This window comes from Candidatus Zymogenaceae bacterium, from assembly GCA_016931225.1.
In the GTDB taxonomy this organism is placed as follows: domain Bacteria; phylum Desulfobacterota; class Zymogenia; order Zymogenales; family Zymogenaceae; genus JAFGFE01.
Genome location: JAFGFE010000010.1, coordinates 1 through 15,805, shown reverse-complemented (window position 1 = coordinate 15,805; position 15,805 = coordinate 1). Strand labels below are relative to the sequence as shown.

Annotated in this window: 15 protein-coding genes and 1 tRNA gene; 12 read left to right on the top strand and 4 right to left on the bottom strand. The window is 59.1% G+C overall.

What is annotated here, in order from left to right:
- Positions 1–5 precede the first annotated feature (5 nt).
- The 4 genes from JW885_04260 to rlmB all read left to right on the top strand — a co-directional run bounded on the left by JW885_04260 (position 6) and on the right by rlmB (position 3,182).
- Positions 6–1,163, top strand: a complete 1,158-nt coding sequence (locus tag JW885_04260; GenBank protein MBN1881365.1) for a homoserine O-acetyltransferase — start codon at positions 6–8, stop codon at positions 1,161–1,163.
- Positions 1,156–1,800 carry a methionine biosynthesis protein MetW gene (metW, locus tag JW885_04255; protein MBN1881364.1) on the top strand — a complete coding sequence of 215 codons (645 nt, stop codon included), beginning with the start codon at positions 1,156–1,158 and terminating at the stop codon, positions 1,798–1,800. The genes JW885_04260 and metW overlap by 8 nt, the downstream gene beginning before the upstream one ends.
- A gap of 175 nt (positions 1,801–1,975) precedes the next feature.
- A complete protein-coding gene (locus tag JW885_04250; GenBank protein MBN1881363.1) occupies positions 1,976–2,329 on the top strand; it encodes a DUF1232 domain-containing protein in 354 nt (117 codons plus the stop codon).
- A 58-nt stretch (positions 2,330–2,387) separates the two neighbouring features.
- Positions 2,388–3,182, top strand: a complete 795-nt coding sequence (gene rlmB, locus JW885_04245) for a 23S rRNA (guanosine(2251)-2'-O)-methyltransferase RlmB (protein ID MBN1881362.1) — start codon at positions 2,388–2,390, stop codon at positions 3,180–3,182.
- A 158-nt stretch (positions 3,183–3,340) separates the two neighbouring features.
- Here the strand turns inward: rlmB and JW885_04240 are convergent, their stop codons facing one another.
- Positions 3,341–4,300, bottom strand: coding sequence for a 1-acyl-sn-glycerol-3-phosphate acyltransferase (locus JW885_04240; protein ID MBN1881361.1), 960 nt, complete (start codon positions 4,298–4,300; stop codon positions 3,341–3,343).
- A 100-nt stretch (positions 4,301–4,400) separates the two neighbouring features.
- Positions 4,401–5,324: a lysophospholipid acyltransferase family protein gene (locus JW885_04235; GenBank protein MBN1881360.1), complete on the bottom strand. Its 924-nt coding sequence runs from the start codon at positions 5,322–5,324 to the stop codon at positions 4,401–4,403.
- A 364-nt stretch (positions 5,325–5,688) separates the two neighbouring features.
- On the opposite strand from JW885_04235, the gene JW885_04230 reads away from it, so the two are divergent.
- The 6 genes from JW885_04230 to JW885_04205 all read left to right on the top strand — a co-directional run bounded on the left by JW885_04230 (position 5,689) and on the right by JW885_04205 (position 12,452).
- The gene (locus JW885_04230; protein ID MBN1881359.1) at positions 5,689–6,258 is read left to right on the top strand and encodes a 2-oxoacid:acceptor oxidoreductase family protein; all 570 of its coding nucleotides are present in this window, start codon (positions 5,689–5,691) and stop codon (positions 6,256–6,258) included.
- The gene (locus tag JW885_04225; protein ID MBN1881358.1) at positions 6,255–7,967 is read left to right on the top strand and encodes an FAD-dependent oxidoreductase; all 1,713 of its coding nucleotides are present in this window, start codon (positions 6,255–6,257) and stop codon (positions 7,965–7,967) included. Before JW885_04230 ends, JW885_04225 begins: the two co-directional genes overlap by 4 nt.
- A 58-nt stretch (positions 7,968–8,025) precedes the next feature.
- A complete protein-coding gene (gene porA, locus JW885_04220) occupies positions 8,026–9,177 on the top strand; it encodes a pyruvate ferredoxin oxidoreductase (GenBank protein ID MBN1881357.1) in 1,152 nt (383 codons plus the stop codon).
- Between the two features lie 11 nt (positions 9,178–9,188).
- The gene (locus JW885_04215; GenBank protein MBN1881356.1) at positions 9,189–10,085 is read left to right on the top strand and encodes a pyruvate synthase subunit beta; all 897 of its coding nucleotides are present in this window, start codon (positions 9,189–9,191) and stop codon (positions 10,083–10,085) included.
- 75 nt (positions 10,086–10,160) lie between these two features.
- The gene (locus JW885_04210; protein MBN1881355.1) at positions 10,161–11,483 is read left to right on the top strand and encodes a M20/M25/M40 family metallo-hydrolase; all 1,323 of its coding nucleotides are present in this window, start codon (positions 10,161–10,163) and stop codon (positions 11,481–11,483) included.
- 15 nt (positions 11,484–11,498) lie between these two features.
- Entirely contained in the window at positions 11,499–12,452 is a 954-nt protein-coding gene (locus JW885_04205) for an MBL fold metallo-hydrolase (protein MBN1881354.1), read from the top strand.
- A 43-nt stretch (positions 12,453–12,495) separates the two neighbouring features.
- Here the strand turns inward: JW885_04205 and JW885_04200 are convergent, their stop codons facing one another.
- The gene (locus JW885_04200; protein MBN1881353.1) at positions 12,496–13,527 is read right to left on the bottom strand and encodes a flippase-like domain-containing protein; all 1,032 of its coding nucleotides are present in this window, start codon (positions 13,525–13,527) and stop codon (positions 12,496–12,498) included.
- Positions 13,524–14,447, bottom strand: coding sequence for a bifunctional riboflavin kinase/FAD synthetase (locus JW885_04195; GenBank protein MBN1881352.1), 924 nt, complete (start codon positions 14,445–14,447; stop codon positions 13,524–13,526). Before JW885_04195 ends, JW885_04200 begins: the two co-directional genes overlap by 4 nt.
- Before the next feature lie 117 nt (positions 14,448–14,564).
- Here JW885_04195 and JW885_04190 point away from each other — a divergent pair.
- Positions 14,565–14,651 (top strand) — tRNA-Leu (locus tag JW885_04190).
- Between the two features lie 186 nt (positions 14,652–14,837).
- Complete coding sequence (locus JW885_04185; protein ID MBN1881351.1) at positions 14,838–15,350, top strand: GNAT family N-acetyltransferase; 513 nt, start codon at positions 14,838–14,840, stop codon at positions 15,348–15,350.
- The last annotated feature ends 455 nt before the right edge of the window (positions 15,351–15,805 follow it).

Here is a 15,805-nt window from a genome sequence, read left to right as displayed (position 1 = left end):
CGACCATGCCGAACGGCACAAGAAAAACTCACCGGGAATCCCCGGGAAGTGTGGGCATCGTCGGGAAAGAGTATTTCACCTTCGCCGCCCACCCCGATGAGCTGGAATTGGAGAGCGGCGCGCGCCTGGGACCCGTCACCCTGGCTTACGAGACCTACGGCTCCCTCAACGCCGATCGATCCAACGCCGTTCTGGTGTTCCACGCCCTCTCCGGGGATTCCCACTGCGCGGGCCGCTACACCCCGGATGACGAGAAACCGGGCTGGTGGGAGGTCATGGTGGGCCCCGGCAAGGGGGTGGACACTGATCGCTTCTTCGTCATTTGCGTAAACGTCATCGGCGGATGCATGGGATCCACCGGCCCCGCATCGATACACCCGAAGACGAAAAAACCTTATGGCCTTGCATTTCCGGTCATCTCCATCAGGGATATGGTCGCAGCCCAACGACACCTAATCGACCATTTGGAGATAGAGGTGCTCCACGGGGTCATCGGCGGCTCGATGGGGGGGATGCAGGCCCTCCAGTGGGCTATCGACTACCCCGAGCGGGCGAAATCCGCGGTGCTCTTGGCCACCACCCCCCGCCTCTCGCCCCAGGGCATCGCGTTCGACCAGGTGGGCCGACAGGCCATCATCAACGATCCCAATTTCGCCGGCGGCGATTATTACGGAAAACAGCCCCCGGAGATGGGGCTGGCCGTGGCCCGGATGATCGGGCACATCACGTATCTCTCCGATGAGGCCATGCACGAAAAATTCGGCAGGCGGCTGAAAGAAAAGGACAAAGGATACGCCTACAATTTCGACGTGGAATTCGAGGTGGAGGGCTACCTGGAGCACCAGGGCGTCAGCTTCAACAAGAGATTCGACGCCAACTCGTACCTCTACATCACCAAGGCCATCAACTACTTCAATCCCCAGGCCTATCACGCCACCCTGGCCGAGGCCTTCCGGGGGGTTCGGTCGAAGTTCCTGGTCGTGTCGTTCACGTCGGACTGGCTGTACCCCAGCTATCAGTCCAAGGAGATGGCCCGGGCCCTGATGGCCGCCGGGGCGCCGGTGTCGTTCTTGGAGCTGGACACCCCCCACGGCCATGATTCGTTCCTGCTTCAAAACGACGAGCTCTCCGGCATCGTCAGGGATTTTTTCGCCAATGTCTGATCGATCGACGTCACACGCACCGCTTTTCAGGGACGATCACACGTTCATCTTCGAGACCATCCCGGATGGGAGCCGGGTGCTCGACCTGGGCTGCGGGTTTGGGGAGCTCCTCGGCGCCCTGGTGGAGGAGAAGGGGGTATCTGGCCGGGGAGTGGAGATTTCCGCCGACGGCGTGGCGGCCTGCGTCTCCCGGGGCCTGTCGGTCTATCACGGCGATATCAACGAGGGTCTCTCCGAGTGGGCCGACGGCTCGTTCGATTACGTAATCCTCAACCAGACTCTCCACGAGATACAGCGGCCGTTGTTCGTCCTCACCGAGATGCTCAGGGTCGGGGATATCGGCATCGTCGGCTTTCCAAACTACGGCTACCTCCTCGTGCGGCTCTATCTCCTCTTCTCCGGTCGCATGCCGGCCACCACCGACATCCCCTACGCCTGGGACGACACACCGAACATACACCCCTTCACCCTCCGGGACTTCGACACGTTGCTTGACCGCATGGACCTTTCCGTCATACGGAGAAAGCACTTTCCCGAGACGGGGGGTGTATCGTCTTTCATCCGGGACGTCATGCCCAACAGCCTTGCCAGAAACTGCGTGTACCTCATCGGCAGGAAAAAAACCGTCGGACGATGAGCCGACGGATCCCGGGCGGCCGAGTAAGGCGGCTCACCTCGACCTTTCGAACATCCCCGGAGCGGGCGGCGAGCCGGTGTGAATCTCACACGACTCCCTTTTCCCTCTTTTCTTTCCGAACAATATGCCGTATAATGATTAGTATTCATTATTGACGTACCACGGGAGTGTTTCCATGCCCTCGAAAAGCATATTCGACGCGGTGAATATCGCCCGCCGCTGGCGATACCTAAAGGCCATCTTCACCGACAAGGCCTACCGGGTTCCGCTCTTTCGAAAACTCACCTATCTCGCCCTGATTGTATATATCCTCATCCCCATCGATTTCATCCCCGGCATCTTTCCCCTGGTCGGCCTGGTGGACGACATCGGCGCCCTGGCCCTGATCATGGGACTTTTGGTCTACGAGACCGAGCGATACAAAAACTTCCTTGAAACGGGAGAGATGGACGCAGATGACACCGACCCGTCGGACGCAAGCGACCGGGTCCGGGAAAAGATGAAGGATTTCGAAGGAACCCGCAGGTAACCCCCGCTTCGTTTCGAAACCTCGAGACAAAACGTCCTTTTCGAAGATCGGTTTTTTAGTGAAAAAGAAAAAGCATCCTCCAAAACCGGGCAAAAGACGCCCCGAAGACGAGCCCCGTATCAGCCTGGAGGGGCGAAATGTGGTCCTGGAGGCGTTGGGGTCCGACCGGGAGATCGAGGAGGTGTTTCTGGACGGGGGCGCCGAGGCGGCGGGGAAGGTGCGCTCCATCATGGAGCTCGCCCGAAAACGGGGGGTCCCGCTCACGGCCCTGGACCGCCGGGAGCTGGACGCCCGCTCCCAAACCGGCTCCCATCAGGGGGTCATCGCCCTGGCCCGTCCCCGTGAGGATATCAGCCTCAAGACCCTCCTTGAGGTCGTCGACAACACCACGGATCCTGTGATCCTGGTGCTGGGAGAGGTGCTCTACGAGCAGAACCTGGGGGCGATTCTGCGCACCTGTGACGGCGCCGGCGCCCGGAGCGTGGTGGTTCCCCCCCGCCGAAGCGCACCGCTGTCTTCGGTGGCGGTCCGGGTGTCCATGGGCGCATCCGAATATATCCCGGTCATCAGGGAAAGCCCCACCAGCGCCCTGGCCCAGCTTTCCCGGGCCGGGTTTCACATCATCGGGGTGGAGGCGAACGGCGAATGCGCTCATTTCGAGGCGGACCTGACGGGGCCGGTCGCTTTAGTCTTCGGCGGGGAGGACAAGGGCCTGTCCGATACCCTCAGGAACAAGTGCGACCGGGTTATCTCCATACCGCTTCTGGGCCGCATCTCGTCTTTGAACATCTCGGTGGCGGTGGCGGTGGTGCTGTACGAAAAGGTCCGCCAGCAACACGTCGTCTCCAGCTGATAAAACCGCGTCTTTCTCTCCCTCCGGAACAGACACACAGAACACCAATGGTATCGAAAAAAACCCCCCGATGTGTGCCATCGGAGGGTTTTGAATATCACGTGTATTCTTTATCTCAGTCACGGCCGGTGATTCACACACATCATCGGCCTCATTCGCTATACCACCGTCACCGGCTGGAGTGAACGGTATTTTTCATCCAACAGCTCGTTGATGGCCTCCATCACCTGGAGGGCGAACTCATGCATCTCGTCGGCCAGGCGGATTTCGGCGTCCCGTGAAAAGGGGACGAAGTCCATTTTGTCCTCATCGACAACGAAGTCCCTCGGATCGATGGGCATACCCACCCGGTAGACGACCTTTCCCTTTTTCGCCACCGGGGAGTTACCGGGATAAATCGTATCCGATCCGCTGCATCCCACCGGCACCACCTTGGCCCTGGACTTCAATGCCAGATGAGATATGCCGGTTTTCCCGGAGGTGAGGGTGTCCGACCGGGTGCCCTCAGGAAAGATGATAACATTGAGGCGCTTTTCAAACAGCGCGTTGAAGTTTATCTCCGCCACCTTCGCCATCAGCATCCGGTAGTACCGCTCAACGTACTCGGCGTAGGGAATTTTTATCTCGTCTATAAGCTGACGGGGATACTCCAAAACACTTCTAAGGGCCTCGGTGATCTCGTCGCTCAGCTTCTGTATCTGCTTTTTCCCGTTGACCAGGTCCCTGAGCAGCCGATACTCGATCTGGGATATCTTCCGGTTGACGATATCCCGAAAATCCTCCTTAATGAGATAGCCCCGGGACGGCACCGGGATGTTGTTCGTCCAGTCGAAGAACTTCCCCAATAACGGGTTGTTGTAGTAATCTCCCTTGACCCAGGTAGTGGTGTAGGGAAGCCTCGGGTTCATCCGCCACATCTTGTACTGAAACGGCCAGTAGTTGTAGCGATCGGTGTGGTTCAGGGCGAATATCACCGTCTCGTCCGTGGGTATCCGCTCGATGTTCTCGATGTTAATGTCAACCTTCGAGAAGAAGTAGTTGGGCCCCACAAAAAACCTCCCGAGGGTCTTTTGCAGCTTGGCGTTTGTGCTCAACCGTATTCGGTTCATATGATTCATGTCAATTTTCATCTGTTTCCCTTTCAGTTGCGCGTCGAGGAAAAACGGCACTGCAAAAAATATTAAATTACTGAGTCTTCATCATATCATAAATTCACGTTTATCTGCGCCTTTTTTTCCACCTGTCGTGGGTCCAGAGAAGCTCATGGGGATACTCCCGCACATATCGCTCCATGATGTCCGTGCGGAGCTGGGAATAATTTCGGATGTCCTTTTCGACATCGCCGGTGGGGGCGAATTCGATCTGGTCGTCCACCACCACCCGGTAGCAACTCTTTTTCCCCCGAAAGATGTTGATGGGCAGCATCGGGGCGCCGGTCTTGAGAGCGATGGCCGCCGGACCCGCAGCCAGCATGGTGGTTTTGCCGAAGAAGTTCACCTCAACGCCGCCCCGGCGCTTGAATTCATCGGCCACCATCATCACAAAATCACCTCGTCCAAGCGCCCGAAACGCCCCCTTTGCGGCGCTCACCCTGCTGACGAAATTGATCCGATTGACCGGGATGGTGTCCATGTATTTATACCATGCCTTCGCGAAATGCGGATTCTTCGGATCCTTCACGAGAAAGGAAAAATTGAACTCCTCCTTGCTCAGGCGGATGGCCAAAAGCTGGAAGTTCCCCAGATGGGCGGCGGCGCCGACGGCGCCCCGTCCCCCCTCGAGCGCCCGGTGAATTTTTTCGAGCCCCTCAACGGGCACATTTCGGAGCAGCTCATCGATATTCCTGGGGTGGTAGTAGTGGTTGATCTCGAGGCTATCGATCAAGAGCTCATAGAGGGCCCGTCGGGCCAGCCTCCGGGAATCCCGTGGGGTGAGGTCCTCCTCGAAGGCGATCCTGATGTGCCGGGCGAACCGCCGTTCAAGCCCCAGCAGGTATCCGGCCACCGGATACATCAACACGAACATCACCACCGACACCCCCCGGATGAGCCAGAGGGGCGTATAGGGGATAACCTCCGCGAAAAAGCAAAAGGCGATCGCGGCCAGACGATCTCCCAGGTCAGAAACGAATCCCCGTGCCATAGGTAGTGTGTGCGCCGATCATTCCTCATCAAAAAGATCTCCGGTGAGAATTCCGGCGCGCTCCTGCGTTATCGAAACGATGCGACAAAATGCCGCAAAGTATAGACTGTAGCAACACGGGAGGTGGAAGTCAAAGTATTTCTTTTCAATCGTCCCGGCATCGATCGCCGAGGCGGGGAACACTTTGTATACGTGTGCCCTTCGCGCCGCAATGAGAACCTCCCTGAAATGCCCGACGGGGGTGGCATACCGAGTCCGGAAAGCTCTCGGATACGGCCCGAAGGGCGCTGATTGCCCTTGACACGCCCCTTCGTCCCGGCTAACATGAGTGATGTTTTTCACGACACCGGAAAGCGCCACTTTCATGTACGAAATTCGATTTCACGGTCGCGGGGGACAGGGGGCGGTCATGGCCTCGGAGATTCTGGCTCTGGCGGCGTTCCTCGAGGGGAACTATCCCCAGTCGTTTCCCTCCTTCGGCCTGGAGCGCCGCGGTGCGCCCGTGGCGGCCTACCTCAGGATCGACGATGAAAAAATCCTCATCCGGCAGAACATCTACAATCCTGACTTCATCGTGGTGATGGATCCCACCCTCCTGGAGCTTGAGCCGACGCTCTCCGGCCTGAAGCCGGAGGGGGGGCTTTTGATTAACAGCGACGACCCCCCGGAGGCGTTTCGCACCCTCAAAAGCTGTGAAGGGATTTCCATCGGCACCGTGCCCGCGGGCACGATCGCCCGGAGCCGGGGGCTGGGGACGGAACTCCTTCCGATCATCAACACCACCATTTTGGGCGCCGTAACACGCATGACCGATATCGTATCCCTCGAAAGTTTGACCGACGCAATCGAACAGACCATCCCGAAACACGCCGCCAACAACGCCGAGGGCGCCCGGGAGGCGTATAACCGGGTGATCATCCTGGAGGCGACGTGACCACGAAGATAACCCTCACCCAGATCGACCAGTATCCTGAGGTCCCCTCGTCCTGGGGGGGAATGGAGTGGAACAAAACCGGGAGCTGGCGGTTTCTTATGCCGGTATTCTCCCCCCGGCCCTCCCCCTGCAGTAGAGAGTGCCCCCTGCAGAACAATATTCCCGAGATGATGGCCCTCCTCGCAGACGGAGACACGGCCGGGGCGACCCTCGCCCTGGCCCTGGAAAATCCCTTTCCCGCCGTCCTGGGGCGGGTGTGCCCCGCATTCTGTACGGAAGCGTGCAATCGGGATCGATTCGACGAGAGGGTCTCCATCAGGGCCGTCGAGCGCCTTCTGGGGAACGAAGCACTGAAAAAACACCCCGACCTCCCGAAGCGAAAGGCCACGGGGAAAAGCGTGGCGATCGTCGGCTCCGGTCCTGCGGGCCTTTCGACGGCGAGGTTCCTGGCGCTCTTGGGATATGCGGTCACCGTCTTCGAGCGGGAGGAGGCCCCCGGCGGGGTGCTCCGGCTGGGGATTCCCCCGTATCGGCTCCCCCGGGACATACTGGATTCGTGTATCGATGCAATCCGCCGCCTGGGGGTGGATATCAGAACCGGCGTTTCCATCGGTACGGACATCATTCTCACCGATCTCGAGAAAGACTTCGACGCCGTCTTCGCGGCGCCCGGGGCGCATCGCTCCCTGGATGTGGACCTGGGAGGATATACAGGAATCGGCGTTCTATCCGGCCTTTCTTTTCTGGCGGACGTCTTTCGGGGAACAATCGATTCGGTCACGGGCGAGTACGCCGTTATCGGCGGCGGGAACACCGCCCTGGACGCCGCCCGCACGATCCTCCGCCTGGGGGGATCCCCCCATATTTATTACAGGAGAAGTCGTGACGAGATGCCCGCCTTCACCGACGAAATCGAGGAGGCGCGTGAGGAGGACATCCCGATCTCGTACCTGACGGCCCCCGTCGGGCTCACGGAAAAAAAGGGGCGCCTGGCGATGACCCTGATCACAATGGAGTTGGGGGAGGAGGACGCCTCCGGCAGGAGGCGGCCGGTGCAGATTTCCGGCAGCGAGCGGGAGGTCTGTGTGGATCGGGTCATCACCGCCGTGGGTGAGGCGGAGGACTTCTCGTTCATGGGGACGGACGGGGACAAAAAAGATCCCGTATCCATCCTCGATGCAGAAGGCGTGCTCCTGGGCGGGGACGCGGGTGGGGGGCGACGCACCGTGGCGGACGCCGCCGCCGCCGGCAAGCGGGCGGCGATCATGATCGACGCGCGTCTCTCCGGCCGCCCGGCGCCCGAGGCGACGGAGAGGATGACCTTCAGCCGCTGGCTGGAAGAGCGTCCGGCCCCAGAGGGGGACCCGGTGGCGTTCGAGGATATACAAACGGCCTATTTCAAGAAAAGTGACGCCTATCGTCTCCAGAAGACGGACCCACATATGCGATCGGGTGATTTCTCGGAAGTCACCGCGGGGCCGACCGAACGGGACGCCGCCGCCGAGGCGGCCCGATGCTTCGTCTGCGGCACCTGCATCGACTGCAAGACCTGCGAGCGGTTCTGTCCCGATTTTTCGCTCTCGATCATCAGGAATCTCAAGGCGCGCGGTGTGGGAAGCAGCGTCCGGGTCGACGAGGATTTCTGCAAGGGATGCGGTATCTGCGCCCGGGAGTGCCCCCGGGGCGTCATCGTGATGAAAACGCCGTGATCCCCCACGATCTTCGTGTGGGATGCGGCCGGATTTGACCACCAGAGGCGAGCAACATATGAAACAACTTTTGGAGGGGAACCATGCCGTGTCGATGGGGGTGCTGCGCTCCCGTGTCCAGGTCATCCCCGCCTACCCCATCACCCCCCAGACACACATATCGGAACTGTTGGCCCAGTTCGCCTCCGACGGGACCATGGACGCCCGCTACATCAAGGTTGAAAGCGAGCATTCGGCCATGGCCGCGTGCATCGGCGCCGCCACCGCCGGCGCCCGAACCTTCACCGCCACATCCTCCCAGGGTCTGGCCCTGATGCACGAGCTGCTGCATTGGGCCGCCGGGGGACGCCTCCCCATCGTTATGGCCTGCGTCAACCGCACCCTGGGCGCCCCCTGGAATATCTGGAACGATCAGTCCGATTCCATGTCCCAGCGGGATACGGGCTGGCTCCAGTTTTACTGCGAGGACAACCAGGACTGCGTCGATTCCGTGCTTCTTGCCTATGCCGTGGCGGAACGGGTATTTACACCGGCCATGATCATCCTCGACGCCTTCATCCTCTCCCATACCACGGAAGCGGTGGATGTGCCCGATGAGATGACGGCGGATCGGTTTCTCCCGCCGCTCAACAACCCCCACGCCATCGATCTGGACTCCCCCCGGGCCTTCTCGCCGGTGGTGGCGCCGGATCACTTCACCGAGGTGAAGTATCGCCAGTTCGACGCCGCCCGCCGTGCGTTAACGGTCATCGACGAGGAAAACCGACGGTTCAAGGAGATCTTCGGCCGGAGCTACAGCTCTATCGAGACCTACCGGACTGACGGCGCCGAGACCATCATCGCCGCCTGCGGGGCGGTGTGCGGAACAATACGGGCGGCGGTGGATCGGCTTCGGGAAGAAAAGACGCCGGTCGGCATGCTCAAGGTGCGGACTTTCAGGCCCTTCCCCTCAGAGCTGATCACGGACGCCGTCTCGGGGGTGTCCACGGTGTTTGTCCTGGACAAGAGCGTCATCCCGGGGCAGGGCGGCCCCCTGGCCCAGGAGATCCGCGCCGCCCTCTACGATGCGAACAAACGTCCCCGGGTAATCGGCGCCGTGGCGGGGCTGGGGGGGCGGGATATCACCGTCGACCTGATATGTGAGGCGATCCGTGGGCTTGAAAAAACGAAGGATACACCCCAACCTTTCTTTCTGGGCATGAAGAAATAGACGAGTCAATCATGACGACACCGGATACAGCGGCAAACGAACGAACCGATCAATACATCACCCCGGGACACCTGGCGTGCCCCGGATGCGGGGCGACGCTGGCCATGCAGTGGGTGCTGTCCGTTCTGGGGAAGGACACCGTGCTGGGGCTTCCGGCGTGCTGCTTTTCCATCATCAGCGGCGCCTTCCCCCATACTCCCATGAACGTCAACCTGGTCCACACCGCCTTCGAAACCGGCGCGGCCATCGCCTCCGGCCTCAAGGCGGGATTGGAGGCCACCGGCAGGGGACATGCCCATGTGGTCTCCTGGGCTGGAGACGGCGGCACGTTCGACATCGGGCTCCAGGCCCTCTCCGGCGCCGCCGAGCGAAACGAGGATATCATCTACGTCTGCTACGACAACGAGGCGTACATGAACACCGGCAACCAGCGGAGCTCCGCCACCCCCCGGTTCGCCCGGACCACCACGAGTCCCGCGGGGGAGAGCATGCACAAGAAGGATATCCTGGCCATCATGGCCGCCCACGGCATCCCCTACGCCGCCAGCGCCTCCATCGCCTTTCCCGACGATCTTACGGCCAAGGTCGAAAAGGCGAAACACATCACCGGCACCCGGTTTCTCCACATTCTGGTGGCCTGCCCCACGGGCTGGCGCATGCCGTCGGACATGACCATCACCGCGGCCCGCCTGGCGGTGGAGACGGGCGTCTTTCCGCTGATTGAAATAGAAAACGGCGAGCGGACCACCATCACGTATCTCCCGGAGCCCCGGATTCCCCTGGCCGAGTACCTCTCAATACAGGGGCGGTTTTCCGGCATGTCGAAAGACGAGATCGCCGAAATCCAGCGGTGGGTAAATGAAAGATGGGAACGGCTCATGAAAACGGCGGACGTTTCCGTCCCGTAGTATCGGGGGCCAACAGGATACACACATCCACACCATGGTACAACATATGGCCGCCTGACAAAAGGAGTATCGATAATGAGCACGCACGACTCAGACCACGAAGCGGTTCGACTCCTGTCGGACTATATCAAGATCAACACCACGAATCCCCCCGGCAACGAGCGGGTCGCCGTCGATTTCCTCTCGGAGCTCTTCACGGCCGAGGGCATCGATTACAAAATCTATGAGCCCGAGGCGGGGCGGGCGTCCATCAGGGCGCACCTCCCCGGTACGGGGGAGAAAAAACCGCTTATCCTCATGACCCACATCGACGTGGTTCCCGCGGACAAGAGCGAATGGAGCTTCGACCCCTTCGGCGGGAAGATCATCGACGGCTTTGTCACGGGCCGGGGGGCGCTGGATACAAAGGGCCAGGGCATCATGCTGCTTATGGCGCTGCTTCACCTCAAGCGGAAGAAGATCGAGCCGACGAGAGACGTCGTGTTTCTGGCCTGCGCCGACGAGGAGATGGCCGGTAACTACGGCGCGGGATACTTGATTGAAAACCACAGGGATGATTTCGAGGCGGGGATCGTTCTCAACGAGGGGGGGATGGGCATCACGGATCTATTGGCCGGACGGCCCCTGATGACCATCGCCACGGCGGAAAAGGGGCTGTGCTGGCTGAAGCTCTCGGTCACCGGTCCCCCGGGCCACGGCTCCGCCCCCCACGGCGAAAACGCCCTGGAGCGATTGACCCGGGCGGTGAACCGGGTGCTCGAGCGGGGGACCGACTACGACGTCAAGCCGGCGGTGGCCGCCTATTTCAAAAATCTCGCCGAGGGGTGGCCCTTTTTGGCGGAGTATCAAAAGGACGGCGATGCGGACACCCTGATACAAAACCTGAAGGACTCATCGCTTCTTTTCAATCCCATGATCTCCGCTCAACTGAAGAACACCATCAGCCTGACGGTCATGCACTCGGGAGACAAGACCAACACCATCCCCTCCCGGGCCGAGGCGCATCTGGACTGCCGCCTGCTGCCGGGGGAGGGCGTGGAGGAGTTCATGGCCGCCGTAACCAAGCTTCTGAATGATGTCGGTATCGACGTGTCATACCTCGACACCTCGGTGGCCAACGAATCCCCCTTTAATACCGATGAATATGAAACCATCGTCCGTGTCATGGAACGATATCTGCCCGACGCCGTCATCACCCCGTCGCTCTTGACGGGGTGCTCCGATTCGCGGTTTTTCAGGAAAATCGGCATACCCACATACGGCGTCATGCCCGCCCTGGTGCCGCTCTCCGATGTCATCTCGATGATTCATGGCATCGATGAGAAGATTTCGATTGAAAACGTCATCAACGGCTCGAACATCATGACGGATATCGTCCTCGACCTGTGCGGGCGGTAAAAAAAGGAGTAAATCATGAGCGTATCTCTCAAAGAAGTGGACAAGGTGGAAATTCTCACCCTCCAGGACAACTACGTGGACCTGATCCTCAGGGACAACTCGGAGGTCGTGCTTCGGGCCATGCCCCTCAAAGACATGGAGGTGAAGAACTCAATTTTAGCCGAACACGGCTTTTCGTCCCTGGTGACGGTCACGTCCGGGGACGTCTCCCGGAGCGTGCTCTTCGATTTCGGCTTTTCCGCACACGGCGCCGCATTCAACGCCGACGCATTGGGTGTGGACCTCTCCGTCGTGGAGACGGCGGCGCTCTCCCACGGACATCTTGACCACACCGGCGGCATCGAGGAGCTGGGCAAACGCATCAAAAAGCCCGGTCTCTCCCTCTATCTCCACCCCGAGGCCTTCCGCAATCCCCGTTATCTGAAAGTCACCGAGGATATCCGGGTCGGCTTTCCCTCCTTCACCCGGGAGCGGGCGAAAAAGGCGGGGTTCGAGCCGGTGGAGCGATCCGAGCCCACGCCGCTGTTGGACGGCCAGATGCTGTTTTTGGGGGGGGTGCCGAGAAAGACCGATTTCGAGAGGGTGGGAAACGACTTCTTCTTTGAGAGGGACGGCGTGGAGACCCAGGACGATATCGCCGATGACACCTCCATCGTCGCGAACCTGAAGGGGAAGGGATTGATCGTGCTCTCCGGCTGCGCCCACTCGGGCATCATCAACACCACCAACTACGCCAAAGAAGTCACCGGAATCGGCGATGTCCACGTCATCATGGGGGGGTTCCACCTCAACGGGGCGGATTTCGACGGGGTCATCAAGCCCACCGCCGATAATCTCATATCCCTCGATCCGGCCTACATCATCCCCACCCACTGCACCGGGAGGGAGGCGATCGGCTACATCGAGGAGCGGATGTCGGATAAATTCATCCTCAACATGGCCGGCACGAAACTCACTTTCGCAGCCTAAGACAAAATCGAACGGGGGACGGTGTAGCCGTCCCCCGCTGTATTCAATCTTGGACCGCCTTTTCCGGCGTCACGCCGGCGGCCGAGGCCCTGTGCACCTCGCCGATATCCACCTTATCCAGCCAGATGAACAACAACCCCCCGGCGATGGCCGGCAGAAAATTGACCGCGTGCATGACGATACCCATGCCCACCGCCTCCTCCGCCGGAAGGCCGAAAAATATCAGGGCATAGCGGGCGGCGGCATGGAAGGGGCCGATGTAGCCGGGGGTGGAGGGGAGCGCCACGGCGAAGCACAATATCACCGTCAAAAACAGCGCCGCAGAGATGGGAAGCATAAATCCGAAGGCCAGAAAGACCGTGTAATAGAGACCCGTCACCGTCAACCAGAGAAGCAGTGTGGTGACGATCACCGGTATGAAGAGATCCTTTCGAAACAAAACCGCCAGGCCCCCGGCAAAGGATAAAGCCATCGACTCCGCCCGCCCCCGCCAGCGCTCCGGCACCGGCCTGGTCACCCACGCAAGCAACGCCTTCGCCCAGCGGCTCTCCCGGCCCAGGAACACCAGGAAGACAAAAACCCCGATCACGCCCGCGAGACTTACCATCCCGGCGGCCCGAAGACCCCGCTGAAACTCCTGGTACTCCCCGGGGAAGGGCACCAGCACAAGCACCACCCCCAAAAGCACGAGCACCGCCAGCATATCGAAGAGCCGCTCCACCACCACCGTCGCCAGAACCGCCGACGCCCTGACCCGCTCCATCCTCCCCAGCACGATGCAGCGGATGATCTCACCCAGGCGGGCGGGAAACATGTTATTGGCCCCGAAGCCGATTGCTACCGCCGAGAAGATCGTGCGGAGCCGCATCTTTTTGATGGGCATCGCCAGATATCGCCAGCGTATCGTGCGGATCAGATAGGTGAGGTAATAGAGGAAAACAGAGAGGACGATTATCGGCCACCGGATGAGGAAAAAGGCCGCCCACAGGGCTGTGTAATCGAGCCTTCGCAGGGCGAGATACAAAAAAAAGGCCCCGATACCGAGCCCCAGGTAAAATTTCCAGTCCAGTTTCATGAGCCGAGGATTTCCCGTGCCTCACGCACGTCCATCACGATCCGGGCGATGAGCTCCTCGGGACCGGAAAAGGCCCGCTCACCCCGGATGCGCCGGACAAAGGATACCTCGATCACCTCGCCGTAGAGGTCTTCGACGAAGTCGAGGATAAATACCTCTAAAGACAACCCGACATCGGAGAACGTCGGATTATTGCCCAGGTTCGCCACCGCGGGATACTCCATCCCGTCCCGAATCACCCGGACCGCGTACACCCCGTCCGCCGGGACGAGGCGGGTAGTGAAATCGACATTGGCGGTGGGAAATCCCAAGAGACTTCGTCCCCGATCCATCCCGTGTATCACCTCGCCCCTCATGGTGTACTCCCTGCCCAGAAGCTGTGCCGCCCGGTCCACGGCGCCGTCGCCGATGAGCCGGCGTATCTCCGTCGAGCTCACCGGCATCCCATCCAATGTTACCTCCTCCACCTTTTCCACCGCAAATCCCAGCTTCTTACCCTGAACATTCAGGTCGTCGATATCGCCGATCCGGTTTTTACCGAAGGAAAAATCATAGCCCACAAAGACATGAACGACCGAGAGGCTTTCACGGAGTACCCGCCGGGAAAACTCCCGGGGACTCATCCGGTAAAAGGTCCGGTCCTCCCCCACCACGAAGACGGCACTGATACCCTGTTGTTCGATCAGGTGCATCTTCTCGTCAAAATCGGTGATTAGGAGCGGCTCCTCCCCGGTGAAAATCTTTCTGGGGTGGGGATGAAACGTCAGGATCGCGGGTTGTGCGTCTTCCCGCTCGGCCCGATCCACCACCCGCTCGAGTATGGCCGTGTGCCCCCGGTGGACGCCGTCGAAGTTGCCGATGGCAAGCACCGTTCGATCGAAGGGCGCCCGATAATCCCTGTGCCAATTGATGATGTGCATGGTCGTCGGTTCTTTTTCCTTGACACGAAAATTAAAAAAGTATACTCTTAAAACTTGTCATTTTCAACCTAAAAAGGGGTGGGTAAAAAGGGAAAGAAGGCGAAAAAGTAAAAAAATGCCGAAGTGGCGGAACTGGTAGACGCGCTAGGTTCAGGGTCTAGTGGGTGTACGCCTGTGCGGGTTCGACTCCCGCCTTCGGCACCAAACGAATATAATCCGAACCACCAAAGACAGGGAGAACCTGTCGGCGAGGGGTTCGGATTTGTGCTATATCTGGAATGAGATTGAGAGGACGGGCGACTATGCTTGTCCTCTTGTTTTTATGGGTATATAATTTAGTGCATGAGATATAAGGTGAATGAATATTATATTGGAAGGTGAAATTTTGGTATGGTGATTTTGGAAACGTCACGTTTGTGCTTGCGGGAAATACACACAGATGACTACAAATCTATTGGCTCAATTTTACAAGATATTGATGTTATGTACGCTTGGGAACATGCTTTTTCTGATGAAGAAGTTATTCAATGGATTGATGAAAATATTATGAGATATGATAGGGATGGGTATAGTTATTGGGCAGTAATAGAAAAAACATCCGACAGGTTAATTGGTGTTACCGGGCTAATTTCTGAAGAAGCAGACAATGAAAACTATGTTGGGATCGGCTACATTTACAAAAAGTCGCATTGGGGAAACGGGTATGCCTTTGAAGCTGCCTCCGCTTGTATTGATTATGCTTTTAATGTCTTGCATCTAAGAGAAATTACAGCACAAATTAGACCGGAAAATACTGCTTCAAGAAAGGTGGCGGAAAGGCTTGGCATGTCTATTAAGAAACAGTTTATCAGGTACTATAAAAACAAAGACATGCTCCATCTGCTTTATACCCGTACCATATGAACAAATAGTTTTTCTTTCACCTTCCGCCAAACAGACCGACATCGGGCCAGGTTGGTCCGGCCCGTCACGGGAAAGAAGCCAAAAACGGAGGATAAGGGACAAAACCCTTTCCCTCCTTTTTTTATGCCCTGAAAGCCCATACATCAAGCCTTTTCAAGTTCTAATCCGTGATATCTTCTCCCCTTGTTCCGCCTGTACTTTTTCGCCCTTTTTGCGTGGAGTCCCCATCGAGTGAGAGAGGGTCGGTTTTTTCGCCAACCCTTACGTTTTGCCGCATCCGCATGCGAAAAGGCCGGATGATACCGGCCTTTTTTTATTAATTTCATACCCGTACGAGGCCGGTCGTCCCCCATCGCCCCCCCGGCATCCTCGTCCCGGCTCGGCTTGTACCGTTCGCTGCCCCCCCCCCCCCCCCCCCCCCCCCCCCCCCCCCCCCCCCCCCCCCCCCCCCCCCC